Annotated in this window: 21 protein-coding genes and 2 pseudogenes; 6 read left to right on the top strand and 17 right to left on the bottom strand. The window is 61.9% G+C overall.

The window, feature by feature from the left end:
- Positions 1-45: 45 nt before the first annotated feature.
- The 3 genes from GT756_RS08750 (at position 46) to GT756_RS08740 (ending at position 2,704) form a co-directional block, all read left to right on the top strand.
- A complete protein-coding gene (locus tag GT756_RS08750) occupies positions 46-480 on the top strand; it encodes a VOC family protein (protein WP_017899595.1) in 435 nt (144 codons plus the stop codon).
- A gap of 562 nt (positions 481-1,042) precedes the next feature.
- Entirely contained in the window at positions 1,043-2,275 is a 1,233-nt protein-coding gene (locus GT756_RS08745) for a multidrug efflux MFS transporter MdtM (RefSeq protein WP_065904627.1), read from the top strand.
- A 36-nt stretch (positions 2,276-2,311) separates the two neighbouring features.
- On the top strand, positions 2,312-2,704 hold the full coding sequence (locus GT756_RS08740) for a VOC family protein (RefSeq protein ID WP_023318507.1): 393 nt from the start codon (positions 2,312-2,314) through the stop codon (positions 2,702-2,704).
- 129 nt (positions 2,705-2,833) lie between these two features.
- On the opposite strand, the gene GT756_RS08735 is transcribed toward GT756_RS08740, so the two are convergent.
- From GT756_RS08735 to GT756_RS08695, 9 genes and pseudogenes are all read right to left on the bottom strand, one after another.
- A complete protein-coding gene (locus GT756_RS08735) occupies positions 2,834-3,421 on the bottom strand; it encodes a DUF1062 domain-containing protein (RefSeq protein WP_025999180.1) in 588 nt (195 codons plus the stop codon).
- A gap of 299 nt (positions 3,422-3,720) precedes the next feature.
- Positions 3,721-4,443: an amino acid ABC transporter ATP-binding protein gene (locus GT756_RS08730; protein WP_002908374.1), complete on the bottom strand. Its 723-nt coding sequence runs from the start codon at positions 4,441-4,443 to the stop codon at positions 3,721-3,723.
- On the bottom strand, positions 4,430-5,194 hold the full coding sequence (locus GT756_RS08725; RefSeq protein ID WP_004151161.1) for an amino acid ABC transporter permease: 765 nt from the start codon (positions 5,192-5,194) through the stop codon (positions 4,430-4,432). The genes GT756_RS08730 and GT756_RS08725 overlap by 14 nt, the downstream gene beginning before the upstream one ends.
- 63 nt (positions 5,195-5,257) lie before the next feature.
- Complete coding sequence (locus tag GT756_RS08720) at positions 5,258-6,025, bottom strand: basic amino acid ABC transporter substrate-binding protein (RefSeq protein WP_004203029.1); 768 nt, start codon at positions 6,023-6,025, stop codon at positions 5,258-5,260.
- Positions 6,026-6,117: 92 nt separating this feature from the next.
- Positions 6,118-7,051: pseudogene (locus tag GT756_RS08715) on the bottom strand (MurR/RpiR family transcriptional regulator).
- Positions 7,017-7,994 (bottom strand): ABC transporter substrate-binding protein, encoded by a 978-nt coding sequence (locus tag GT756_RS08710; RefSeq protein ID WP_072140477.1) that lies wholly within the window; start codon positions 7,992-7,994, stop codon positions 7,017-7,019. Before GT756_RS08710 ends, GT756_RS08715 begins: the two are co-directional and overlap by 35 nt.
- Complete coding sequence (locus GT756_RS08705) at positions 7,984-9,036, bottom strand: iron ABC transporter permease (protein WP_060655985.1); 1,053 nt, start codon at positions 9,034-9,036, stop codon at positions 7,984-7,986. The genes GT756_RS08710 and GT756_RS08705 overlap by 11 nt, the downstream gene beginning before the upstream one ends.
- The gene (locus GT756_RS08700; protein ID WP_160124712.1) at positions 9,033-10,058 is read right to left on the bottom strand and encodes an iron ABC transporter permease; all 1,026 of its coding nucleotides are present in this window, start codon (positions 10,056-10,058) and stop codon (positions 9,033-9,035) included. Before GT756_RS08700 ends, GT756_RS08705 begins: the two co-directional genes overlap by 4 nt.
- On the bottom strand, positions 10,055-10,876 hold the full coding sequence (locus GT756_RS08695) for an ABC transporter ATP-binding protein (RefSeq protein WP_004203036.1): 822 nt from the start codon (positions 10,874-10,876) through the stop codon (positions 10,055-10,057). The genes GT756_RS08700 and GT756_RS08695 overlap by 4 nt, the downstream gene beginning before the upstream one ends.
- A 505-nt stretch (positions 10,877-11,381) precedes the next feature.
- Between GT756_RS08695 and GT756_RS08690 the strand changes: the two genes are divergently transcribed.
- Positions 11,382-13,454, top strand: coding sequence for a TonB-dependent siderophore receptor (locus GT756_RS08690; protein WP_074195274.1), 2,073 nt, complete (start codon positions 11,382-11,384; stop codon positions 13,452-13,454).
- Positions 13,455-13,709: 255 nt separating this feature from the next.
- Here GT756_RS08690 and GT756_RS08685 read toward each other — a convergent pair whose 3' ends face one another.
- The 7 genes and pseudogenes from GT756_RS08685 to GT756_RS08655 all read right to left on the bottom strand — a co-directional run bounded on the left by GT756_RS08685 (position 13,710) and on the right by GT756_RS08655 (position 20,753).
- Positions 13,710-14,498: an ABC transporter ATP-binding protein gene (locus GT756_RS08685; protein ID WP_017901271.1), complete on the bottom strand. Its 789-nt coding sequence runs from the start codon at positions 14,496-14,498 to the stop codon at positions 13,710-13,712.
- Positions 14,492-15,487, bottom strand: coding sequence for an ABC transporter permease (locus GT756_RS08680; protein ID WP_053810247.1), 996 nt, complete (start codon positions 15,485-15,487; stop codon positions 14,492-14,494). The genes GT756_RS08685 and GT756_RS08680 overlap by 7 nt, the downstream gene beginning before the upstream one ends.
- A complete protein-coding gene (locus tag GT756_RS08675; protein ID WP_049003477.1) occupies positions 15,468-16,505 on the bottom strand; it encodes an ABC transporter substrate-binding protein in 1,038 nt (345 codons plus the stop codon). The genes GT756_RS08680 and GT756_RS08675 overlap by 20 nt, the downstream gene beginning before the upstream one ends.
- Complete coding sequence (locus GT756_RS08670; RefSeq protein ID WP_048324568.1) at positions 16,502-17,476, bottom strand: ABC transporter substrate-binding protein; 975 nt, start codon at positions 17,474-17,476, stop codon at positions 16,502-16,504. Before GT756_RS08670 ends, GT756_RS08675 begins: the two co-directional genes overlap by 4 nt.
- A 5-nt stretch (positions 17,477-17,481) precedes the next feature.
- Positions 17,482-18,633 (bottom strand): acyl-CoA dehydrogenase family protein, encoded by a 1,152-nt coding sequence (locus GT756_RS08665; protein WP_049092148.1) that lies wholly within the window; start codon positions 18,631-18,633, stop codon positions 17,482-17,484.
- Positions 18,620-19,715 (bottom strand): annotated as a pseudogene (locus tag GT756_RS08660) (LLM class flavin-dependent oxidoreductase). The gene GT756_RS08665 and the pseudogene GT756_RS08660 overlap by 14 nt, the downstream one beginning before the upstream one ends.
- Positions 19,716-19,859: 144 nt before the next feature.
- The gene (locus GT756_RS08655; RefSeq protein ID WP_160124710.1) at positions 19,860-20,753 is read right to left on the bottom strand and encodes a LysR family transcriptional regulator; all 894 of its coding nucleotides are present in this window, start codon (positions 20,751-20,753) and stop codon (positions 19,860-19,862) included.
- Between the two features lie 106 nt (positions 20,754-20,859).
- Here GT756_RS08655 and GT756_RS08650 point away from each other — a divergent pair, with 106 nt between their 5' ends.
- Together GT756_RS08650 and GT756_RS08645 are read left to right on the top strand one after the other, a co-directional pair.
- The gene (locus GT756_RS08650; protein ID WP_048295026.1) at positions 20,860-21,462 is read left to right on the top strand and encodes a cysteine dioxygenase; all 603 of its coding nucleotides are present in this window, start codon (positions 20,860-20,862) and stop codon (positions 21,460-21,462) included.
- Between the two features lie 5 nt (positions 21,463-21,467).
- The gene (locus tag GT756_RS08645; RefSeq protein WP_064177699.1) at positions 21,468-23,048 is read left to right on the top strand and encodes a rhodanese homology domain-containing protein; all 1,581 of its coding nucleotides are present in this window, start codon (positions 21,468-21,470) and stop codon (positions 23,046-23,048) included.
- A gap of 12 nt (positions 23,049-23,060) precedes the next feature.
- On the opposite strand, the gene GT756_RS08640 is transcribed toward GT756_RS08645, so the two are convergent.
- Positions 23,061-23,786, bottom strand: coding sequence for a polyphenol oxidase family protein (locus tag GT756_RS08640; protein ID WP_048326368.1), 726 nt, complete (start codon positions 23,784-23,786; stop codon positions 23,061-23,063).
- Positions 23,787-23,810: the final 24 nt, after the last annotated feature.

The raw sequence follows: 23,810 nt of genomic DNA, 5'->3' as shown, positions 1-23,810 counted from the left end.
CTCACTGCTATAATCATTGCCGGCCCCCTGCCGAGAGGAAATTCCATGGAAAGCATGACGTTACATCGTGGCAGATTGATCGATCATATCCTGCTGGTTGTCGAAGACTTTGAGGCAAGCAAAGACTTCTATACTGCCGTACTGTCGGCGCTGGAGATCCCGGTTATTACCACCGCTAATGACTACTTGCTGGCCGACGAACTGGTGGTGGCCTCACGCCACAGCCCGGAGGCTGCCGGGAAACTGACAGGACGCCACCACCTGGCGTTCCAGGCCAGAGATCGTGACAGGGTGGACGCTTTTTACCATGCGGCGCTGACCCATGGCGGCCGCGATAACGGCGCGCCTGGCGAACGACACTATCATCCTGGTTACTATGCCGCTTTTGTGCTGGATCCGCAGGGGAATAATATTGAGGCGGTCTACCATGGCGAGGCTGAGCGCAGCGCCGGGTCTGTTGCGATCAGCTTCACGCAGTAAGCGGGCGAAAGTCACATTTTCTTACCTACGCGATTCCCATAATAAATGTGGGTGTTATCATTTCCTTAATGAATAATTCATACCCATAGCTGAGGCGTCGATGCTGGAAAACCTAATCATCTGATAATCAGACTTCCGACCATGACTGGCCGGACTGATTATCACTGCGCTGAAATCGAATGCGGACACTGGCGAATGTTCGCCTATTTTGCCCATGATGATACAGGTTTCCCGGTATGAATGTTTTCCCTCAGGAGCAAGCGACTTTATTCATTCTCGTCCCCTGCGGACAAACGCTCCACATCCACGCGATGGCAGCGAGCCCCCTCCCTCGCATAAGAAACGTCACCCCCAGCCAGTTCACCCGGTGCGTTATCCCTCTGCCATGCTCGATCACTCCCTCTGCATGCCGTTGCGTTGCCGTACCCAATGACCGTCGCCAGGCGAATTTTATCTTTCGGTTTGTCATTCCCCGGCCAGCCTGTGACGACAGCCGCAAGGGATCCACATCAACCAGGCCCCGATACCAGGGAAACCGTCACCGACCAGGGAGTCTTCGCGTATGAAATTAGCGTTGGAACCGCATATCCGTTTTAGCAGAATCTTGTTGTTTCCGCTGGCGATGGTTATCTATGATTTTTCTGCTTATCTGACTACCGATCTCATTCAACCTGGTATTATCCACATCATCCGGGAATTTGAGGCTGATGTTGCGTTAGCCCCGGCTTCTGTCAGTCTCTATTTAGCCGGGGGGCTGGCATTACAGTGGCTGCTGGGGCCGCTCTCCGACCGCATCGGTCGCCGCCCCGTACTACTGACCGGAGCCATCATCTTTGCTTTGGCCTGCTTCAGCATGATCTTTGTCACTTCGATTGATCAATATCTTATCGCCCGCTTTATCCAGGGAACCAGTATCTGCTTCATTTCGACAGTCGGCTATGTCTCCATCCAGGAGGCTTTTGATGAAAAAGAGTCTATCCGCATTATGGCGGCGCTGACATCCATCGTTTTGCTGGCGCCGGTAATCGGGCCCCTGGCGGGCGCTGGCCTGATGAATTTCCTGCACTGGAAGTTATTGTTTGCGATCATCGGCGCAATGAGCTTACTGGCCTGGGCGTTACTGATTTTTAACATGCCAGAGACGGTCACCCCTCAGGGCCGGGGGTTTCGTCCGGAAGAGGTATTTTCCGATTTTGTCCGCGCCTTTAAACAGCCGGTAGTGCTGATTGGCGCGCTGGCGTTGTCATTCAGTAACCTGCCGATAATCACCTGGGTAGCACTCTCTCCGGTGATCCTGATCGATGACGGCGGGATGTCGCGCGGCGCCTATGCCTGGACCCAGGTGCCTGTCTTTAGCGGCGTTATTATTGCCAGTATCATCGTGGCCCGTTTTATCAAGGATCCGACTTCTCCCCGCTTTATCTGGCGCACTATCCCGATACAGCTGACCGGGTTGTTGGTATTACTGGTGGGAAATATTGCGTGGCCCCATACCTGGTGGTGGTCCGTTTCAGGGACAAGTCTCTATGCCCTCGGAACAGGCCTGTTGTTCCCCGTATTATTCCGTTTTGCGCTTTTTTCCCACTCCCTGCCGAAAGGGACGGTTTCAGCCACCATCAACATTGTGGCGCTCAGTTTTATGGCAGCCTCGGTGGAAGTAGCGCGCTGGGTTTACTTCCATGCTGGCGGCAGAATACCTTTTCACTGCCTGGCGCTGATAGCGGGAATCGTCGTCATCATGCTGGTCTCGCGCTTGTTAAAACTCCGTCAACAACATCTCCTTCAGCCAGCCTGAAGGTTTACACCTTTTTGCCCACAACAGGAGAACACTATGTTTTCATACATGATGCTGGGAACGAACGATCTACCACGCGCCATCGAGTTCTATGACCCGTTAATGGCATTGCTGGGGCACCCCAAAGCCGGCCGTAACGAACAGGGGGCGTCCTGGGGCACCTTCAACGGCAACCACACCTGTGGGCTGTGCGTGGGCGTTCCTTTTGACCAGCAGCCTGCCGGGGTGGGCAATGGAACGATGGTGGCGCTTAACGCCCGCTCCGTCGAACATATTGCGGAACTGCATGCCCTCGCCCTGCAACTCGGCGGACGTGACGAAGGCGCTCCCGGTCACCGCCCACAATATGGCAACGGCTTTCACAGCGCCTACGTCCGCGATCCCGACGGCAATAAACTGGCGTTTGTTTATTATGCGTCGGCAGCTTGAATGGCTGCTGAGGAAGTGCCTTTTTCAGGCAGTAATGCGTCATTCAGGACGGCCGACTTCGCCGTCCTGATTTCATTGAGAATAACGAAAAACCGCGGTTAAAGCGCTACGACTTCTCTCCCCGACGAGTTATCTACCGCGAAGTGATAACGTAATCCGGCGTCGCGCATACAGCGTTTCCGCCGCCAGCTGAAAATGATATTCCATCGCCTTCAGCTTTTTCGTCTTGAGCTGTTTTAGTGGAATACCCTCGATATGCCCTGTCGCGACCAACCACCGGATTTCAGCCGTACTCAGCTTGAGCTGCTTTTTCAGTATTGATAGCAGGCTGATGCGAAATGGCCGACTGACTCTGACGCGCACCGTTATCCGCGGGCACGCCATCAGCGTCACCGACCATTGCTCATGAATACGAAAATCAGGTTGCCCCGACGGCTCGGCGCGGTTGCGCTTCAGCGTCGCGAGGTCAGCGGCATAATAGTGAACCATAGCTGCATCGTTCTGCATCAAGCGCTGAAGCAGTTTACGGTTTATCTTGCTGACGTGCAGCCTGGAAAACAGGGCGATATTCCACGTGTAATCGCAGTGCGTGCATTTATAGATGCTCCAGATATCCAGCAGCTTCTTTTGCGAATTCACCCGGATGGCGCCGGAAGGTGCGAAGTCGCGTTTTACATTGCAGGCGGGGCAGCGTTTGGCAATGTGCTGATACCCCACGGGCGTGACCGTCCATGTAACTGTCATAACGTACCTTTTTTAACCCATACGAAACCGCGTCCGTCATTAACGGACCATGATTTTTGGCGTATGAAAAATAGTTAGTCGCTATTTTTCAGTGGGTTAAAAAAAGATTTCCAACGTTATATTCCTGGAGAAGCCCAAAGCGATACCCGGAGATTAACAAAGGGGTTATCGCGGGATATATGAGTTCAGTCAATGTTTATACTGATGATGAAAAACATCATCAATATATTTGACAACACTCAGCGGGCTGGCCTGGCGCCAGCCCGCTCGGTTTACAGCACCTTGCTGAGGAACGCGGCGGTGCGTGGGTTGCTCGGTGCGCTAAAGATCTGCCCCGGCTTGCCCTCTTCCTGAATCACGCCCTGGTCGATGAAGATCACCCGGTCGGCCACTTCGCGGGCAAAGCCCATTTCGTGGGTCACGATCACCATGGTCATCCCCTCGCTGGCGAGGTTTTTCATTACCTCCAGCACGTCGCCCACCAGCTCCGGATCCAGCGCCGAAGTGGGCTCATCAAACAGCATAATCGACGGCTTCATCGCCAGCGCGCGGGCGATGGCTACCCGCTGCTGCTGGCCGCCGGACAGGCTCGAGGGCCAGGCGTCGCGCTTATCGCTTAAGCCCACCTTCGCCAGCAAGGCTTCCGCCAGGTCGACCGCCTGCTGGCGCGGCATATTGCGCAGATTCATCGGCGCCATAATCAGGTTTTCCAGCACCGTCATATGCGGGAACAGGTTAAAGCGCTGGAACACCATGCCAACGCTTTCGCGCATCTTGTTGAGGTCGGTAGTGCGGTCGTGAGCGGCAAAGCCGTTGACCACCACCTCGCCTTCGCTGACCGTCTCAAGGGCGTTCATACAGCGCAGGAAGGTACTTTTCCCCGAGCCGGACGGGCCGATGATGCACACCACTTCCTGCGGTTTAATATCGCAGCTGATGCCGCGCAGCACGTGGCTGTCGCCGAAGCGCTTATGTAAGTTATTAATGTGAATCACTTTTGCCAAACCTCTTTTCCAGACGGTTAACCAGCTGCGCCAGCAGGAAGGTGATCACCCAGTAGACCAGGGAGATGGTCAGGTAGGGTTCCCAGTAGGTGGCGTAGGCGCCGGAGACGGTGCGCGCGGCGTAGGCCAGATCGGCCAGGCCAATTGCCGAGGCCAGCGACGAGTCCTTAACAATGGCGATGGCGTTGTTGCCCAGCGGCGGCAGAATGCGGCGAAACGCCTGGGGCAGGATAACCTTGCGCATGGTTTTCCACCACGGCATGCCCAGCGCGCGGGAGGCCTCCATCTGCCCTTTGTCGATCGACTGGATGCCGGCGCGGAAAATCTCCGACACATAGGCCCCGGCGTTAAGGGTGATCGCCACGATGCAGGAGAGGAACGCCCCGTAGCTGGCGCGCAGCTCGCGGGCAAAGTCGGCGCTCATCAGGCCGCTGGTCACCAGCAGGCCGTCGCGCGGGTTGATAAATAGCGGCACCAGCGCAAAGTGCACCACCATGATCTGCACGAACAGCGGCGTACCGCGGAAGGCGCTAACGTAAAAGCGCACCGGAAACTGCACCAGGTAGCGGAGAATATATTTCCACGGCCCGTGCTCGGCCTTCGCCATCCGTCCGAGACCGAGGGTTAACCCCCACAGCGTCCCGAGGATCACGCAGATAATGGTACATTTAATCGTCATCAGGGCGCCGTCCACAAACAGCGGGCCGTACTCCTCGATGATCTCCCAACGGAATCCCGTCATAGTCCTTCCCTAAAAAATACGGCTATCGCCTGGGCGATAGCCGTGGTCACTGAAAAAGGTGGCTTATTGCGCTGGCAGCGTCGGCACGTTGTCGTCGAACCAGGTTTTATAGATTTTGGCGTAAGTCCCGTCGGCAACGATCTTCTGTAGACCGGCGTTGATTTTGCCCAGTAGTTCGCTGTTGCCTTTCGCTACCGCGATACCGAAATACTGACGTTCGAATTTGGCATCCGGCACCAGCTTGAACTGCTTCTCCGGGTGCTGTTTGATGTAGTACTTCACCACCCCGACGTCACCCACCGCGGCGCTGACGCCGTCCTCGAACAGTTCCTGGAGCATCAGCGGGGTATTGTCGAAGCGCTTGATCGCCGTGCTGTTCTTGCCCAGCACCTCAGAAACCACGATATCGCCGGTGCTGGAGTTCACAACCCCGACCTTCTCGTTTTTCAGGGCCGCCAGCGAATCCACCTTCGAGTCCTGGGCGACGACGATAGACTGCTCAGCCGGGAAGTACGGCGCGGAGAAATCGACCATCTGTTTGCGTTTATCGGTGATGGTGATCCCGGAGATGATGATGTCGCGGTCGCCGGTGTTCAGCGTGGCGAAGATGCCTTCCCATGGGGTATTGACCAGCTTGACGTCAAAGCCTTCGGCTTTGGCGATGGCTTTAATGATGTCGATGTCGAAACCTTCCAGCTGTTTCTGGCTGTTTTCAAATTCAAACGGCCGGTAGGTGCCGCCGGAGCCGACGGTATAGGTTTCCGCAGCCGCCTGTCCGGCTGCCGTCAGCGCGGCCATCATGAAACACGCTTTGAGCAAATTCTTGACCATGAGATTTCCTTTTTATGCATTTATTTTGCATAAAAATACACACACTGACTTTTATATGCAACCGGAAACCTTCCCGCTGGTGAATTATCTTATCAACTGCCGCGTTTACCGCCGGATTTACCAATGGCCCGGTGCAGGTCGTTGATTCGCTTCAGGGATTTCACCGTTTTTTGTGGCGTGGTGGAGGCCACCGACAGAACAATCATCTCCAGACACACCAGTACCGTGCCGTGCAGCGGCATCCGGCTACTGTCCCCGCCGCGCGGGACGTCAATCACCACCTGCGCCTCCTGGCTGAAGCGCGAGTCCACCGCCTGGGTCAGCAGGATGGTCGGAATACCCAAGCGCTTCGCCTCGCGCAGGGTGGTCATCCCCTCACGATGGGGCGATTTTTGCCCCATCATGATCAGCACATCGCCGCGCTGCAGGCCGATGAGCTGCTCGGCGAGGCTGAAACCCGTGCGGTTCATCACATACGCCGGCAGGCCAATGCGGCTGAACAGCCGGGCGGTGTACTCGGCGAGGATCCCCGAGGCGCCGATACCGAAGATCCCCACCTGGCGTGCGTCGCTGAGCAATGCCACCGCCTGAGCCACCGCCGCGCGGTTGTCGGCCCGCGACAGGACCTCGCAAACCCGTTGATGGCCTTCCAGCACAAAATCAATACTGGAATTGACGTCGCTGGAGAGCGCGGTGACCGTGGAGCGCATCTTTTCCGCCGAGGTGACCGAGGTGCCGAACCAGCGCTCCATGGTCTGCTTAAGCTCGCGCAGCCCGGCGAAGCCCAGCGCCTGGATGGCGCGGACCACCGTGGCGTCGGAGGTCTGGGTCGCAGCGGCGATCTCCATCGCCGTCTGCTCCAGCACCACCTCGCGGTTGTCGTTGATATAGCTGACCACGGCCCGTAGCCGGGGGGAAAGCTGGTGCGCCCGGGCGCGATAGCGTTCGCCGAACAGGTCGACTTTGCCCTTCTCTTTTTTTATCGCGCTTTTCATTTGGCCTCCGCCGGGAGCGGCCTGCCGGCAATATGCGACTGCACCTGGGCCACCATCAGGGAGAGCGCGGCGTAGGAGTTGGAGATCACCTCCTCCCGCGGCAGTAAAATATAGTGCCCGGTGCGACAGGCGCGCATAAAGTCGCACCAGCCGGGCATCACCGCTTCCATCGCCTGCAGCTCATCCTGCGGCTTACCGCCGGTATCCGACCGCCAGGTGGCGAAGACAAAATCGGCGTCCAGCTCCGGCAGCTGTTCCGCGCTGACGTCAATGCGCTGGCCGTCGGGGATCCGCTCAATCAGCGGCGGAAAGCGGAACCCGGCGTCGCGCAGCACCCGGCCCAGGGCATGATACGAATGATGCACCGTGACCTTGCCATTGTTCGCCTGGATCACCGAGACGGTGTACTGAGAAGGGTTGACCATCGCTTTCAGCTGCTTGATTTGTTCCTGATAGCGACGCTCAAGGATCGCCAGCCGCGGCTGGGTGCTGGTCAGCTGGGCCAGCTTGCGGTAAATCTCCGGGGCGCTGCCCTGTAGATGGTCGATACTCACCGTCGGGGCAATCTTCTCCAGCTGCTCCACGGACACGTGGCGACTGGGCTCGGTGATGATCAGATCCGGCCTGACGGCAGCCACCGCTTCCAGATCGATATCGGCGGTGCCAATAAAGCGGATATCGCTGTTATCGAAATCGACACCGGTGAGCTGGGCGCTGGAGCGCAGATAGTGGCTGCCGTCCGGGCGCGTGCGGCCGTGGCTGGCGATCGGTGGCGCCCCGAGCTCAATCAGCGGAATAGTAATATCGAGATCGTGCATCGAAACAATGCGCTGCGGATGCAGCGGGACGGTGACCGTGCGGCCTAAATCATCGGTAAAAGTTTGAGTTTGTGGGTCGGCGGCGCTGACGGCCCCCGTCAGCAACAGCAGCAATGAGACGAACCAACGCATAATACCTTCCTGATTAAAGGGCATCACGGCGACGCCAGAGCAAGACAACAAAGAACGGGCAGCCCACCAGGGCAATCACAATCCCCGCCGGGATCTGCAGCGGTGCAAACGCCAACCGGCCAAGGGTATCGGTCGCCAGCACCAGCAAGGCGCCAATCAGGGCGCTGCCGCTCAGCAGCGAGACCTGGCCGCCGCGCAGCACGAAACGCGCCATATGCGGCGCCATCAGGCCCACAAAGCCCAGGCTGCCGACGCAGGAGACGCTGGCCGAGGTCAGCAGCACCGGGGCGAAAAAGCGCAGCAGAGTCAACTGCTGCAGACGCACCCCGAGGCCGATGGCGGTTCGGTCGCCCAGCAGCGCCGCGTCCGCCGCCCGGGCGGTACAGAACAGGATGATGGCCCCGGGCAGCGCCCAGCAAAAGGCCACCGCCAGCAGCGGCCAGGTGGCGGCCTGCAGGCTGCCCGCCAGCCAGATCATCGCCGTCTGCACGTCGCGTACGTCGGCGGTGGTCATAAAGATGCCGACCGCCGCCGCCAGGGTCCAGGAGACGCCGATGCCAATTAAAATAAAGCGCGGCCGCGAGCAGTCGCGGGCCAGCGTCAGGACCAGCAGGGCCACCGCCACGCCACCGACCATCCCCGCCAGCGGCCGCCAGACCAGGCCTACCGCCGGGAAAAACAGCACCAGCGCCAGGACCACGATGCTGGCCCCCTCTTTAACGCCGATCAGCCCCGGGTCGGCCAGCCCGTTGCGGGTGATACTCTGCATCGCCGCGCCGGCCAGCCCCAGCATGGCCCCGCACAGCAGCGCCATCAGGATCCGCGGCAGGCGAATATCAAACAGAATAAAGCGCGGCTGCTCGCCCATCTCCTGTGGCGCCAGCAGGGCCTGCGCCAGCGTCGATGCGGGCAGCGGATAGCTGCCGCGGCTGAGGCTGTACAGCCCGAGCGCTAGCAGCATCAGCAGCATAAAGGCGGCAATTTTCAGCGCCGCCGGGCGCAGCAGCAGCTGGCGGGAAGCGAAAAGCAGCGGCCGAAAACCGGCCCGGTGAACGGCGCGCGTCATTTAAAAAACCTCGCGGCGATAAAGATAAACAGCGGTGCGCCCACCAGGGCGGTCATCGCCCCGGTGGCCAGCTCCTGCGGCGCGACCAGCGTCCGGGCGGCGATATCTGCCAGGAGCAGCACCAGCGCCCCTACCGGCGCCGCCAGGGGCAGCGCCAGGCGGATATCTTCCGTCACCAGACGGCGCACCACGTGCGGCACCACCAGCCCGACGAAGCCGATCGGTCCGGCCACCGCCACCGCCGCGCCGCAGAGCAGCGCAATCGCCAGCAGGCCCAGCAGCCGCGTCTGGACGAGGTTCACGCCGAGGCCCAGCGCCACCTTATCCCCCAGAGCCAGCACGTTGAGGCGCGGGGCAAGGAACAGCGCGACGCCAAGGCCGATCAGCGCCGGGACCAGCGCCGTCCACAGCGTGCTCCAGTTCAGCCCGGCCAGATCGCCCGCCAGCCAGGTGCGCATCGCCAGCAGCGTTTGTTCATCGAGAATTAATATCGCCGCCGTCACCGCCGACGCAAACGCCGACAGCGCTACCCCGCACAGCGTGATGCGCAGCGGCGTCGCTCCGCCGCGACCGGCAGAGGCCAGCGCCATCACCCCGCCGAACAGCAGTGCCGCGCCGCAGGCGGCGGTCAGCGGCCGCGCGGCGGGGAAAGCGCCGAGAGAGAACCCCAGCGCGGAGGTCGCCACCACTGCCAGCGACGCGCCGGCGTTAAGGCCGAGGATATGCGGCTCGCCCAGCGGGTTGCGGATCACCGTCTGCAGCAGCAGCCCGGCGACGCCGAGCGCCGCGCCGGTCAGCAGCGCCGCCGCCAGCCGCACCAGGCGCAGTTCGACGATAATCCGCTGCTCGAAATTGCGCGGATTGTACTCCAGCAGCGCCTGCAGCACCGTCTGCGGGGCGATCCAGCGGGCGCCCAGGCCAAGATGCACCAGCGAACCGGCGATAAGCAGCAGCGTAAGCAGGAGCAGCGCCAGTCGGGGGCGGGCGCGCCGCCGCGCGGAAAGCAGGATAGTCACGCTCATTGCGCCGCCGCCTGGCGGGCGCGAAACGGCATAAAGAAGGGTTTGCCGGTTTGCGGGTTAATCGACATCTGCACGTCAACGTCAAACACGCGTTTAATCAGCTCAGGGCTACAGACTTCGTTGTCGCTAATCGTACCGGCGATGCGCCCCTGTTTGAGAAACACCAGCAGATCGGCGTAGTTCACGGCAAAGTTGAGGTCATGGAGCACCGTCACCACCGTGCGGCCATGTTCGCGGGTCAGGGTCTGGAGCAGCTCGAGGATATCGACCTGATAGCGCAGATCGAGCCAGGTGGTCGGCTCATCGAGCAGAATGGTGGCCGTTTGCTGGGCCAGCGCCATGGCGATCCAGCAGCGCTGACGCTGGCCGCCGGAGAGGCTGTCCACCGGCAGATGAGCGAACTCGCGGGTGCCCGTTAAGCGCAGCGCCTCCTCCACCGCCAGCTCATCGGCGTCTGACCACTGGCGCATCAGACCCTGCCACGGATAGCGCCCACGCGAGACCAGCTCGAAAACCGTTAACCCTTCCGGGGTCAGCGGCGATTGCGGCAGGATGCCGAGCTGGCGCGAGACGGCCTTCGTCGGCATCTGATGAATGGCTTGCCCGTCCAGACGCACGCAGCCGCCGAGCGGCTTCAGCATCCTGGCGATAGTCGACAACAGCGTTGATTTGCCGGAGCCGTTCGCCCCTGCCAGCACCGTCATTTTGCCGCTGGGGATGGTCAGGTTGATGTCGTCAACGATCAGGGTCTGGCCGTAGCCGGCTGACAGGGCATCCAGTACGATCCCCTGCTCTGCAGGTGTCACCCGCTGTGGCATAACTCGCTCCTGCGCCGCAGCGTTCCAGGCGATGGCTGGACATTCTGCAGTCAAATAAAAATAAATCTCATTCTCTTTTGATCATGACGGGGATGAATGTAGTAGTCAATAGTCGCCATCGTCTTCCTGCGGGGACGCTGACTACAGCGAGGCTGCGCCAACGCAAAATAATTTAAATAAAATAATATCAAATAGATAACTACATAATGCTCCCTACTGGAGGCGTTTAAAACGTCCTGTTCCTCGCCGCTGAAATTTTATCTTGCATAACGTTTACTACTACATTCCTTCATGGTTGAATGATTCTCAATTACACATATAAAGGCGCGTTCAGACGCTAAACCACGTGTTTTTATTATTCAGGGCAATGATTTTATTGGCTTTATCTGACCGCAAAGGCAGATTCGTTCACGAGAAAAAGATAATGACTCAACCCCATGTCGCCTTCACCTCGTTGCAAGGGCGGGCGCTTTTTTCGCTTCTTTTTTTAGCCTCACCGGGATTAATGGCCGCGGAAAATCACGCGGCGAAAGATAACAACGATGCGGAAGAGACCATCATCGTGGTGGCCAACGACGCCCGGCAGAGCGCCACCAGCGGCTATCAACCGCTCAGCTCCTCTACCGCGACGTTGACCTCAATGCCGCTGCTGGATATTCCGCAGGTGGTGAATACCGTCAGCGATCGGGTTCTCGAAGATCAGCACGCCACCTCGCTCGATGAGGCGCTGTATAACGTGGCCAACGTGGTGCAGACCAACACCCTTGGCGGCACCCAGGACGCTTTTACCCGCCGCGGCTTCGGCGCTAACCGCGACGGCTCGATCATGACCAACGGCCTGCGCACCGTGCTGCCGCGCAGCTTTAACGCCGCCACCGAACGGGTGGAAGTCCTGAAGGGACCCGCCTCGACGCTGTACGGTATTCTCGACCCCGGCGGGCTGATCAACGTCATCACCAAACGTCCGGAGCGGCAGTTCTCCGGTTCGGTTTCCGGGACGTCCACCAGCTTTGGCGGCGGCACCGGCAGCGTCGACGTCACCGGTCCCATCGAAGGCACGAATCTGGCGTACCGGCTGATCGGCGAATATCAGAATGAGGATTACTGGCGCAACTTTGGTAAAAACAAAAGCCGCTTTATCGCCCCTTCCCTGACCTGGTTTGGCGACCGGGCGACGGTGACCGCGTCCTATTCGCACCGCGACTACAGCGCGCCTTTTGACCGCGGCACTATTTTCGATCTGAATACCGGCCATGCGGTGAACGTCGATCGCAAAACCCGCTTCGATGAAGCGTTTAATATTACCGATGGCTATTCCGACCTCGCCCAGCTTAACGCCGAGTATCGCCTTAACGACGCCTGGACCGCGCGCTTCGACTACAGCTACAGCCAGGATAATTACAACGATAACCAGGCGCGGGTGGTGGCCTATGATTCGGCGACCGGCAACCTCACCCGCCGGGTCGACGGTACCCACGGTTCAACGCAGAAGATGCACTCCACCCGCGCTGACCTGCAGGGCAACGTGGTGGTAGGCGGTTTTTATAACGAACTGCTGACCGGCGTCGCCTATGAGAATTACGATCTGTTGCGCACCGATATGCTGCGCTGCAAGAACGTGAAAGGCTTTAACATCTATCATCCGGTCTACGGCACCCTCGACACCTGTAATACCGTCTCCGCCTCCGACAGCGATCAGCGTATCCAGCAGGAGAGCTATGCCGCATACGTGCAGGACGCGCTGTACCTCACCGACAACTGGATCGCCGTCGCCGGCGTGCGCTACCAGTACTACACCCAGTACGCCGGTAAAGGCCGACCATTTAACGTCAATACCGACAGCCGCGATGAGAAATGGACGCCGAAAGCCGGCCTGGTCTACAAGGTGACGCCGAACGTCTCCCTGTTCGCCAACGTCGCCCAGTCGTTTATGCCGCAGTCGTCGATCGCCAGCTATATCGGCGAGCTGCCGCCGGAAGAGTCCACCGCCTACGAAGTGGGCGCCAAATTCGACCTGCTGGAGGGCATTACCGCCAATATCGCGCTGTTTGATATCCATAAGCGCAACGTGCTGTACACCGAGAGTATTGGCGATGAGACGGTGGCGAAAACCGCGGGCAAGGTGCGTTCCCAGGGGGTGGAGGTGGATCTGGCCGGGTCAATTACCGATAACCTCAGCATGATTGCCAGCTACGGCTATACCGACGCCAAAGTGCTGGAAGATCCGGATTACGCCGGGAAACCGCTGCCGAACGTACCGAAGCACACCGGTTCGCTGTTCCTGACCTATGACATTCATAACGTCTACAACAGCAACACCCTGACGGTCGGCGGCGGCGGCCATGCGGTCAGCAAGCGCTCCGGCACCAACGGCGCGGATTATTATCTGCCGGGCTATGCGGTGGCAGACGTGTTCGCCGCCTATAAGATGAAGCTGCAGTATCCGGTGACGCTGCAGGTGAACGTGAAGAACCTGTTTGATAAGACCTATTACACCTCTTCCATCGGCACCAATAACCTCGGTAACCAGATTGGCGATCCGCGTGAGGTGCAGTTCACGGTGAAGATGGATTTTTAACCCTTACACTGGCGCCGGACGTCGATTGCCGGGCGGCGCTGCGCTTGCACCGGCCTACGGACCTTCCCCTCGAGTTCGTAGGCCCGGTAAGGCGCAGCCGCCACCGGGCAAAACGTGGCGCATGGCGCCGGATGCCCATTGCCGGGCGGCGCTGCGCTTGCACCGGCCTACAACAGCATGGCCTGCGGTCCTTCCCCTTCCTGTGGAGTTCGTAGGCCCGGTAAGGCGCAGCCGCCACCGGGCATTGCGTTCACCTTACCAGTCCTCCTCCTGGCCGAGGATGCGCAATATATCCTGACGATGCTGCAGCAGCTGCGGGTTATCGCGATGGCGGGGAAAGGCCAGCGGCAAGGCGAACTCGGCGATAATCCGCCCCGGACGCGGCGACATCACCAGCACCCGCTCGCACAGCAGCAGCGCCTCTTCGATATCGTGGGTCACCAGCAGGCTGGTATAACCCTGCTGCTGCCAGAGGGCGATCAGCTCCCGCTGCATACTGATGCGGGTCAGCGAGTCCAGCTTGCCCAGCGGTTCGTCGAGCAGCAGCAGGCGCGGCTCGTTCAACAACGCGCGCGCCAGCGCGGCGCGCTGCGCCATCCCCCCTGACAGCTGCCGCGGCCACGCCTCGCTGAAGGCCTGCAGCCCGATGCGGTCAATCAGCGCGTCGGCCTTTGCTTCCAGCCCCCTTTTGCCCTGCGCCTGCGGGCCCAGCAGTACGTTCTGCCGCACCGTCAGCCACGGATAGAGCGTCGGATCCTGAAACACCAGTATGCGCTCCGGCCCCGGAGCGCCGAGCGGCGCGCCGTCGAACTGCATCTGTCCGCTCTGCGGCGCTTCCAGCCCGGCCAGCAGCCGCAGCAGGGTGGATTTACCGCAGCCGGAAGGACCCAGCAGCGCCACGCTTTCCCCCGGCCGCAGCTGCAGGCTGATATTCTCCAGCACCGGCACCGCCTGTTTGCCGAGCGTAAACGCGTGATGAAGATGGCTTATCGATACCGCCGCGCCGCGCGCTATCGTCTGCGAACCTGACGTCGCGGTTACCATTGCATCCCTCCCCGCTGCCAGCTCAGCAGCTTATCGCGCAGCATAAATAATCCGCTAATCAGGCCGGAGCACAGCAAGGCCATCACCAGCAGCGCGGCGTACATATTGGGATAGGCCGCCCAGCCCTGGGCCCACTGGAGGTAAAAGCCGATCCCCGACTTCACCCCGACCATTTCAGCCACAATCAGCACCGAAAACGACGCGCCAAGCCCCATAAACAGGCCGACAAAGACGTTCGGCAGCGCGGCGGGGATCGCCACCCGCAGGATCAGGAAACGCTGGCTGGCGCCGAGGGTCCGCGCCACGTCGTACCATGCCTTGTCAATGCCAATGACCCCGGACCAGGTCAGCACCGTAACCGGGAACCAGGTGCTCAGCGCAATCAAAAACACACTGGCGCCGAAGCTTGACGGAAAAATAAACAGGCACAGCGGCAGCAGCGCGGTAGACGGCACCGGCCCCAGCAGGCGTAACACCGGATGGACCCAGTAGCCAATCCGTTGCGACCAGCCAATGGCCAGACCGGTGATGAACCCGCTGCTGGTGCCGAGCAGCACGCCGAGCCCCAGCAGCCCCAGGGAGTGCAACAGGCTGTCGAGCAGACGCGGCCAGTCATCATGCAGCACCTCGATCAGCGCCTGCGGAGGCGCGAAAAACGGCACCGGCAGCACGCCGCTCTTGGCGGTCAGCCCTTCCCAGGCAGCGAACAGCACCGGCAGCAGCGCCAGCCACTTGCCGGCATGCCGCACGCGCGCGCCGCGCGCTCGCCAGTAGCGATAGCTCAGCGCCAGCAGCAGCAAGCCGCCGCCGAAGGTGAACTGCGCCAGCGCCCAGCCCTCGCTAAACGGCCAGCGCCGCCCGGCATCGGGCCAGGTCAGAGTAAACAGACCGCCCAGCAGCCACAGCGCGGCGGCCAGCAGCCCTTCTCCCCACAGCGGCGCGCGGACGGTGGGGCGCGCCAGAACCTGCTCAGGCGAAGACGTTGGCATAGATACTCTCCGCAAACTGATGGGGATCGGTGCCCGGTTTGATCACCTGCACCCGCTGCAGGTCGACCGCGTACTGCGTCAGCTCTTTCACGAACGCCTCACCCACCGCGTGGTGGCCGTGCCCCTGCCCGTGCAGAATGCCGCTCACCTCCGCTTCATTGGTATTGAGCGCATGGGCAAGGAAGGATTGCGCCACGCTTTCCGGGTGTTCTGCGGCATAGCTGTGCGCTTCAAGGATCGCCTGAGTGAGCGCCGCGGCGGCCGGTTTATGGTCCCGCGCCAGGCTCCCGCTCACCCCCAGCACGCAGCAGCTGAGGTTGGCATAATCTCCGGTCATATTGCTGGCGACAAGCTGATACTTGCCGGTCTCCAGCAGCCGATAGCTGAACGGCTCGCTGCCGCTGATGGCGGCGATTTCGCGTTTGTCCAGCGCCACGCTGAGCAGATCCGCCGGGTAGACTTTCCACTGCACGTCGCTGATCGGGTCGATACCGTGGCGCTTAAGCAGAATGGCGAAGAAGTTTTTATCCGGCCCGGCCATGTCGGTGACGCCGATGGTTTGTCCCTTCAGGCTCTCGAGGCCGCCGAACGGCGAGTCTTTGGCCGTCAGCAGGTTAAGACAGCCGCCGTGGGTCCCGGCGGTGAGCTTGACGTCAAAGCCCTGCTCCAGCGCCTTCAGCCAGCGCAGCGCCATCCCCACCCCGGCGTCGGCCTTGCCGGTGGCGATCGCCTCCAGCAGCACATCGGTGGAGTTACCGAAGTTAACAAACTCAACGTCGAGGTTATATTTACTGAAAATCTTCTGCTGCTCGGCGACGGCGACCGGCGCGAGGCATACCGCACTTTTATTGATCGCCAGCTTGATCTTGTAGGGCTCTGGCAGGCGCAGCGCCGGATGGGCATCGCCGCTGGCCATCTCCGCCATATCGTGAGCCCACAGCGGCAGAGAAACCCCGGCCAGCGCCAGGCCGCCGCTAAGCTGTAAAAAACGGCGGCGGGAAAAAGCGGATCGGGTCATGGCGTCACCTCCGCGTGGACCGGCGCGGCGGGCACGCTAAAGCTGGGGTCAAAGGTCGGCTTCACGTCCAGCCGGGTGCGGATCAGGCCGTTGGCGAGATAAAAGTCCGCCGTCGCCTGCTGTTGGGTCACGGTTTCCTCTGCCAGCGGTTGCCACTGCGACTGGCGGTTGGCAAACTGCGCGCGGGCGATCTCGGCCGGGAAGCGGATGATCTCCCCCAGCGTTTTGCCGTAGCTGTCGAGATTGGCGTAGGCCCAGCGCTCGGCGCCGGCCAGGCGCTGGAGATAATCCTGCAGCGCGGCGCGCTTTTGCGGATCGTTAAGCGCGGAATCCGTTGCCGCAAGGAAGGTATTCCCCGGCAGCAGCCCTTTGCCGCTCACCAGGATCTGCCCCTCGTTGGTCTTCACCATCTGGGTGGTGTAGGGTTCCCAGGTCGCCCAGGCGTCCACCGAACCGTTAAGCAGTGCCACTTTGGCGTCCACCGGGCCGAGGAACACCCACTGCACCTCCTTCGGCGAGATGCCCGCCTGCTCGAGCGCTTTCAGCGCCACGAAATGACCAATCGACCCTTTGCCGGTGGCAATGCGCTTGCCTTTTAACCCGGCGGCGGTTTTTATCGCGCTGCCGGGGGAAACCAGCACCGCGGTCCCCGCCGGATTGCTTTTGTCCACGGCAATCGCTTTCACCGGCGCGCCGTTAGCCAGGGCGAAGAGCAGCGGCGCATCGCCGATGATCCCCGCGTCCACCGCGCCCGCGTTAAGGGCTTCCGCCAGCGGCGCGGCGGCCGGGAATTCGGCCCACTTAATGTCGTAGGGGAGGTTTTGCAGGGCGTTGGCCGCCTCCAGCTGCGAACGCATGCCGCCTTTTTGATCGGCGATGCGCAGGGTAAGCCGCTCCTGCGCCGTCGCGTAACCGCCCAGCGCCAGCAGCATCAGCGCTGCCGCCACCCGGCCTGAGAATGATAGACGCATCGTGATTATCCTTGTGATTGAAAGACGAAGTGGCCGGCTGCCAGCCAGGCGCTGTCGCTCTGCGGGGTATGCACCCGGCCGCAGAGCACATTACGGTAGTGGCGTTCCAGCGGGTTCTGTCGGCTGAGGCCATGATTGCCGGTCAACTCGAGCGCGATATTCACCGCCTGAATGGCGTTGTCGGTAATGGTGACTTTCGCCAGATTGGCCTCGATGGCGGAAAAGCGCAGCGCGGCGGCCTGCTCCAGCAGGCTGCGGTTCACCAGCAGCAGCCCGGCGATCTGCCCGACCTTCTCCTGCACCCGCGGCAGGCGGGAAAGCGGATGGCCGAGGCCCGCAGGCACCCGCCCCGTCAGCCACCTCACCAGCCAGTCGTGAGCGGCGCGGGCGATGCTGTCATAGATCGCCGCCAGCAGCGCCGTCTGCCGGTTGGCGAACAGGCGCAACGGTTCCGCCTGGGCAGCGGGTGGCGCATCGACCGGCCAGACATCCACCGCGTTCTCTGCCGCCACCCGCACGTGGCGAAAAATCACCTCATGGCTGCCGGTGGCCCGCATCCCGGCGTGATCCCAGCTTTTCACCACGCTAATCCCGGCGCTGTCGCCAGGCACCAGCCAGGTGCCCACCCGCGGCGGGTTATCATCGCTTCTCGCCCATACCGCCAGCCAGCGTAGCCCTTCAATGCCGGTGGTATAGATTTTATGACCGTTGATGTCCCAGCCGTCCGCGCAGCGGCTCGCCACGGTGTCCGGCAGGCCGCCGCGCGCCGGGGAACCCAGCTCCGGCTCAACGCGCAGGCTGTTGATCAGGCCACCGCGTTCGACGGCGTCGTGAAAAACCTGCTGGCGCAGCGGCGCGTGCCAGGCGTCGTTTTCCGCCAGCCGCAAATGGTGCAGATACTGCATGCAGACGATCAGCGCCGTCGCCGGCTCACCCCAGGCGATGGCGGCGATGGCCTGCTGCAGCTGGGCCAGGCTGGCGCCCGCGCCGCCGTAAGCACGCGGCACGGCGAGGCTTAACCAGCCCCCCGCGCGCAGGTGGTCGATATTGCGCCAGGGAAAGTCGCCGCTGGCGTCGAGGCTGGCCGCCTGCTCCGCCATCTGTTGGCGTACCGCCGTCAGCTGCTGCGCCCAGTCGTCGCGCTCAGGATGGATCACGATGCGCGCTCCGCCGCCGCACGCCGCGCGGCTTTTTCACGAGCGATCGGCAACAGCGCCCGGCCGTAGTCTGCCGCATCGTTCAGCGGGTCGAATCCGCGGATCAGGAAGTTGCGCACCCCGAGGTCGTAGTAATCGAGCAGCGCATCGGCCACCTGCTCCGGGGTGCCCACCAGGGCGGTAGAGTTATGCCCGCCGCCCACCAGCTGGGCGATGCCGGTCCACAGGCGTTTGTCCACCACTCTGCCCTGCGCGGCGGTGGCCCGCAGCCGCTGGGCGCCGATGCTGTCCGGTTTGGCCTTGAAACCGCCCCCGCGCTGCGCCGCCTGCTCGGTGGCGACATGCAGGATATGCTCGGCTTTCTCCCAGGCCTCGGCTTCGCTGTCGGCGATAATCGGCCGGAACGAGACGCTGAAACCGATGTCACGCTGGTGTTTCGCCGCTTCGGCGCGCACGCGCTGGATGGTCTCGCCGGTTTGCGCCAGCGACTCGCCCCACAGGGCGAAGACGTCGGCGTGTTTGCCGGCGACGGCGATGGCCGCTGCCGACGAACCGCCGAAGTAGATGGGAAGATGCGGCTTTTGCAGCGGACGAATAGCTGACCAGGCCTGTTCGGCCTGATAAAACTCGTTGTGAATATCGACAGGCTGCTCGCTGGTCCACACCTGGCGCACCACGTCGAGGAAGGCGTCGGCGCGGGCATAGCGCTGGTCGTGGTCGAGGTAATCGCCGTCCCGGCGCTGCTCGGCGTCATTGCCGCCGCTGATGATATGCACCGCCAGCCGGCCCCCCAGCAGATGCTCAAGGGTGGCGAATTTGCGCGCGGCGAGGGTCGGCGAGACAAAACCGGGGCGATGGGCCAGCAGGTACTGAATTTTCTGCGTCGACAGTCCGGCCAGGGCGGTTACCAGAAAGCCGTCGGGTTGATCGGACCAGTGCCCCACCAGCAGGCGATCGAACCCGGCGGCTTCATGGGTTTGCGCGAAGCGAACAATATAGTCGCGGTCAAAGATCGGCCCCACCGGGGCAATCGTTTCGGAAGAGAGGCGGTGGCCAATCATGCCAAGAAACTGAATGCTCATGAACAACTCCTTGCGTCAGGGTAATGGAGTGGCCGCGACGGCGGCGCTGGTCATTACCCTATACAGAGTGTGTTAATGAACAAAATGCATTTTTATCATATCTTAATATGCAAGGCTTGCATTAATAGAAAATGAGTAGTGTTTTCAGTCGGATACTGTCAGCTGCTGCACCACTTTGCTGGCGAAAAAGATCAGCGGCGACTGCAGGTTGGCCAGATACTGAGCGTGGATCAGCCACAGCGACACCGCAGGCTGAAAATCGCTGAGGTTGACGACCTCGATCTCGTCCCGCCACGGGCTGGCCGCCAGCGCCGCCCGCGACACCAGACCCAGCCCCAGTCCCTGCGCCACCAGCGCCATCTGCAGCTGGGCGCCCGCGCTCTCGACGTTAAGCTTCAGGCGCAGGCCCTGGCTTTGCAGCTCGCGGATGAGCCCGGCGCGCAGGCCACAGCCATCGGGGTTAAGGATCCAGCCCTGTTCGACGCACTCCCGCAGCGACGACGCCCGCAGATTCAGCCGCCGGGCGGCAATCGGCACCACCTCCAGGGGGCACAGCAGACGCCCGCTGTAGCCCTCGGCGAGGGTCTGCTGGGCGGGGCCCATCGCCAGCATCCCGTCCAGTTCGCCGTTTTCCAGCCGGCGCTGCAGCTCTCCGCTCCAGCCGCAGGTGACCTGCGGGGACAGTGCGGAAAACTGCTGGCTCAGCGCCGCCAGCGCCGCCGGCAGCGCGATCTCGCTGATACTCTGCGGTACGCCGAGACGCAGCGCGCCGCGCGGCTCGCCTTGCGGATCCAACAGGCTGTAGAGCTTTTTCGTCTCGCGCTTAATGCTCAGGCACTGCTCGTACACCCGCTGACCGGCGGCGGTCAGGGTCAGCGGGCGGGTCTGACGCGCTAACAGCGTGACGTTCAGCTCCTGCTCCAGACGCTGCAGGCGCCGGGTGATCGCCGACTGGGTGATCCCCAGATAATCCGCCGCCTGATTGAGGGAAGAAAACTGCACTGTGGCCAGCAGAGCGTCAATATCGTCGATGCGCATAGGATCCTTATGTGAAATTTGCATATTAATATATGCGTAAATTGCATTTAAATAATATTAACGCCTCTGTTAGCGTTTTGACCAGTCCCTCTGACAGGAAGCGCACATGACTGCACCACGACTGGAAAAATTACGCCATTTTATTCATGAGGTTGACCGTCTGCACCGGGAACACCACTCGACCGCGCCGCTGCTTGACGCCGTGGCGCAGCGGCTGGCGGCGCTGGTGCGTCACGACGACTGGCTGCCGGAAGAGTACACCCTGCCGCACCCACACCATTACCAGCAGTATCTGCTGCATGCCGACTCCGGGGAGCGCTTCTCGATCGTCAGCTTCGTCTGGGGGCCGGGGCAGGCGACGCCGATCCATGACCACCGGGTGTGGGGGGCCATTGGGATGTTGCGCGGCGCGGAGGAAAATCAACGCTACAAGCTGGATGCCGATGGCATACCGCGCGCGCTGGGCGCCGCCACGCTTCTGCAGGCAGGTCAGGTGGAGAAAGTCTCCGCTGACGATGGCGACATTCATCGCGTCAGCAATGCGCTGGCGGATCGCGTCTCCATCAGCATACATGTTTACGGCGGCAACATCGGCGCGGTGAAGCGCGCAGTGTATACCCCGGAAGGCCAGCAAAAACCGTTTATATCCGGCTACTCCAACCGCCATTTACCCAATATCTGGGATTCCTCCCGCGAACACCAAGGATAACCATTATGTCCACTTACGCTTATCGCCAGGCCGCCGGGATCCGTCAGGCGCTGCTCGACCGTCGTGAACTGGCGCTGATCGACGTCCGTGAAGAGGCCGATTTCGCCACCGCTCATCCACTGTTTGCCGTCAATCTGCCGCTCAGCAAACTGGAGCTGGAGGTCCGCCGGCGGATACCGCGCTTCACCACCCCGATCACCGTCTACGACAACGGCGAAGGGCTGGCGGAGATCGCCGTCGAACGGCTGCGGACCTGGGGCTATCAGGATGTGGCCCTGCTGGCCGAGGGTCTCGCCGGCTGGCGCCGCAGCGGCGGCGAGCTGTTTCAGGACGTCAACTCTGCCAGTAAAGCTTTTGGCGAGCTGGTGGAAAGCGTGCGTCACACGCCGTCGCTCAGCGCCCAGGAGGTTCAGGCGCTCATCGACAGACGACAGGAGGTGGTGATCGTCGACGCCCGGCGCTTCGATGAGTACCAGACCATGAGCATCCCCGGCAGCATCAGCGTGCCCGGCGGCGAGCTGGTCCTGCGGGTGGAGAGCCTGACGCCCTCCCCGCAGACGCCGATCATCGTCAACTGCGCCGGACGCACCCGCAGCATCATCGGCACCCAGTCGCTGATCAACGCCGGGGTGCCGAACCCGGTCCATGCCCTGCGCAATGGCACTATCGGCTGGACGTTGGCCGGTCAGACGCTGGCGCACCAGCAGCAGCGGCAATACGACCCCTCCGCCCGCGCCTCCGGCGTCCGGGCCGCCGAGGCGGCGCATCTCGCCGAACGGGCCGGGGTGGCAGTCATCGATGAAGCGACGCTACAACGCTGGCGGCAGCAGAGCGACCGCACCACCTTCCTGTTTGATGTCCGCAGCCCCGAGGAGTACGCGGCGGGCCACTATCCTGGCAGCCTGAGCGCGCCAGGCGGCCAGCTGGTGCAGGAGACCGATCACTTCGCCAGCGTGCGGGGAGCGCGGATAGTGTTACTGGATGACGATGGCGTCCGGGCGGCGATGACCGGCTCGTGGCTGGCGCAGATGGGCTGGGAGACGGCGCGGCTGAGCGCGCTGTCTCCCAGCCAGCTGAGCGAGCGCGGGGTGCCGGCCGCCGAAGTGCCCCCCGCCCCGCCGGCGGAGGAGATAAGCCCGGCGCAGCTGGCGCAACAGCTGGAGGAGCCCGGGACGGTGGTGCTCGATTTCACTACCAGCGCCAACTTTGTCGCCCGCCATATCCCCGGCGCGTGGTGGCTGACGCGCTCGCAGCTGCGCCAGGCCCTGGAAGCGATCCCTCCCGCGCAACGTTACGTGGTGACCTGCGGCAGCAGCCTGCTGGCCCGCTACGCGGTGCCCGAGGTGGCGGCCTTAACCGGTAAGCCGGTACAGGTATTGCGCGGCGGGACGCTGGCGTGGATCGCCGCCGGTCTGCCGCTGGCCCATGGCGACGACGGCCTCGCCGTCGAGCGCCGGGACCGCTATCGCCGTCCCTATGAAGGGACCGATAATTCCGCAGAGGCCATGCAGGCCTATCTGGAGTGGGAGTACGGCCTGGTGGATCAGCTGGCCCGCGACGGCACCCACGGTTTTCGGGTGATCTAACGCCAGCGCGCCTCAGGCCTGACGCATGATCCACGAGTACTGAAAGCTCTTCGGCGCCGGAAAATGGGTCCGGCGCCGGTAGGAGCCCAGCGATTGCGGCGTGCAATAGGTGCAGCTCCCCAGCCATTCAACGCTCGCCGGCGCCACCCCCGCCTCTGTGAAGATCGCTTCAGCGAAAGCGCGCAGATCAAACCACAGATTATCGCTGCCGCGCGCTGCGGCTTTAAGCGGATCGCTGACCGGGGCCGAACGGGAATGGAACAGCCGCTGGCGGTGCCGGGCCACCCGGTCACCGCCGGGCTGGTCCAGCAGTTGCTGATAAAATCCGGCGGAGACTTCGTAACAGCAAGGGTGAATATGCGGCCCCACGGCGATGACCAGATCGGTCAGCGCCACCCCCTGTTGGCGAAAAGTCGCCAGACTGTTGTCGACAATGCCGCTGGCCAGCCCCTGCCAGCCGGCATGGACGCTGCAGACGAAGCGACCGTCGCGCGAGGCGATCAGTATCGGCAGGCAGTCGGCGGTCACCACCCCCACCTTTTGCCCGGCCACGGCGGTAAACACCGCGTCGGCGTGCGGCCGCGTCGGCAGCGGCTGCTGATAGTGATGCACCTCATTGCCATGGACCAGCTTCACCGGGGCCAATTCGGCATAGGGAAAAGCGGCGGTTTCGTGGACATCGAGAAACGCGTGGCGGATGCCAGGGATAGCGTCGAGCAAGCGGGAGCGGTAAGCCATAGAGACGATAAACGACAGGGAATG

The sequence above is a fragment of the Klebsiella sp. Q2 genome, from assembly GCF_009900705.1.
GTDB lineage: Bacteria > Pseudomonadota > Gammaproteobacteria > Enterobacterales > Enterobacteriaceae > Klebsiella > Klebsiella quasipneumoniae.
The sequence above is the reverse complement of the archived record's forward strand: the minus strand, read 5'-3'. Positions and strand labels throughout refer to the sequence as shown.

Bases quoted from the DNA above. Each gene is read 5' to 3' on its own strand.
- GT756_RS08645 (WP_064177699.1), top strand. From the start codon at position 21,468: ATGTCCACTTACGCTTATCGCCAGGCCGCCGGGATCCGTCAGGCGCTG.
- GT756_RS08720 (WP_004203029.1), bottom strand. From the start codon at position 6,025: ATGGTCAAGAATTTGCTCAAAGCGTGTTTCATGATGGCCGCGCTGACG.
- GT756_RS08685 (WP_017901271.1), bottom strand. From the start codon at position 14,498: ATGGTAACCGCGACGTCAGGTTCGCAGACGATAGCGCGCGGCGCGGCG.
- GT756_RS08675 (WP_049003477.1), bottom strand. From the start codon at position 16,505: ATGACCCGATCCGCTTTTTCCCGCCGCCGTTTTTTACAGCTTAGCGGC.
- GT756_RS08750 (WP_017899595.1), top strand. From the start codon at position 46: ATGGAAAGCATGACGTTACATCGTGGCAGATTGATCGATCATATCCTG.
- GT756_RS08690 (WP_074195274.1), top strand. From the start codon at position 11,382: ATGGCCGCGGAAAATCACGCGGCGAAAGATAACAACGATGCGGAAGAG.
- GT756_RS08710 (WP_072140477.1), bottom strand. From the start codon at position 7,994: ATGCCCTTTAATCAGGAAGGTATTATGCGTTGGTTCGTCTCATTGCTG.
- GT756_RS08705 (WP_060655985.1), bottom strand. From the start codon at position 9,036: ATGACGCGCGCCGTTCACCGGGCCGGTTTTCGGCCGCTGCTTTTCGCT.
- GT756_RS08655 (WP_160124710.1), bottom strand. From the start codon at position 20,753: ATGCGCATCGACGATATTGACGCTCTGCTGGCCACAGTGCAGTTTTCT.
- GT756_RS08640 (WP_048326368.1), bottom strand. From the start codon at position 23,786: ATGGCTTACCGCTCCCGCTTGCTCGACGCTATCCCTGGCATCCGCCAC.
- GT756_RS08740 (WP_023318507.1), top strand. From the start codon at position 2,312: ATGTTTTCATACATGATGCTGGGAACGAACGATCTACCACGCGCCATC.
- GT756_RS08745 (WP_065904627.1), top strand. From the start codon at position 1,043: ATGAAATTAGCGTTGGAACCGCATATCCGTTTTAGCAGAATCTTGTTG.
- GT756_RS08725 (WP_004151161.1), bottom strand. From the start codon at position 5,194: ATGACGGGATTCCGTTGGGAGATCATCGAGGAGTACGGCCCGCTGTTT.
- GT756_RS08670 (WP_048324568.1), bottom strand. From the start codon at position 17,476: ATGCGTCTATCATTCTCAGGCCGGGTGGCGGCAGCGCTGATGCTGCTG.
- GT756_RS08700 (WP_160124712.1), bottom strand. From the start codon at position 10,058: ATGAGCGTGACTATCCTGCTTTCCGCGCGGCGGCGCGCCCGCCCCCGA.
- GT756_RS08650 (WP_048295026.1), top strand. From the start codon at position 20,860: ATGACTGCACCACGACTGGAAAAATTACGCCATTTTATTCATGAGGTT.
- GT756_RS08680 (WP_053810247.1), bottom strand. From the start codon at position 15,487: ATGCCAACGTCTTCGCCTGAGCAGGTTCTGGCGCGCCCCACCGTCCGC.
- GT756_RS08695 (WP_004203036.1), bottom strand. From the start codon at position 10,876: ATGCCACAGCGGGTGACACCTGCAGAGCAGGGGATCGTACTGGATGCC.